We start from the raw sequence: 535 nt of genomic DNA on the forward strand, positions 1-535 counted from the left end.
ACCGTCTGGCGGGCGATCTGCTTGGCCATGTCCCAGTTCACCGGGCCGCCCTCGTAGGAGAGCATCTGGCCGAGCTGCTGGAACGCGGCGCCCAGGTCGGTGGGGTTCAGCGAACCGAACATGGCGGCGAGCGGATTGTCGGCACCCGGGGCGCCGAAGCCTCCGGCTCCGGGCATCCCGCCGAAACCGAACGGGTTGGCCGGTCCCTGACCACCACCGCTCTGCTGGTCCTTCTTCTTGCCCTCGTCGCCGTCCTCCGGCTCCTCCGGCGGAAGGCCGAATCCGAATGGGGTGTCACTCACGGGGTTCCTCGGCTGGTAAGGCCGCCGGTTCTGGTCCGGCAGCGCGGCTGCCCTGCAACACCCAGCGTAGACACCCCGGGGCCCGATCGGGCCTCGGTGCTTCGCCGACTCCTGGCCTGCGGCAGGATGGATGCCACCTGGTACGTACGCGTCCGTCGCGCCCGTATGCCAAGACAACCGCTGGAGACACCTGGTGAGTTCCCCAGATCCGCAGGTTCGCGCAGCGCGAAACC

Annotated in this window: 1 pseudogene; it reads right to left on the reverse strand. The window is 69.2% G+C overall.

The annotated features are described in order from the left end of the window. Positions 1-302 (reverse strand): annotated as a pseudogene (locus G6W55_RS38215) (hydrolase); the annotation flags it as partial. Between the last annotated feature and the right edge of the window lie 233 nt (positions 303-535).

It is taken from the genome of Streptomyces sp. CAI-85, assembly GCF_013363615.1.
GTDB classification, from domain to species: Bacteria; Actinomycetota; Actinomycetes; order Streptomycetales; family Streptomycetaceae; genus Streptomyces; species Streptomyces antibioticus_B.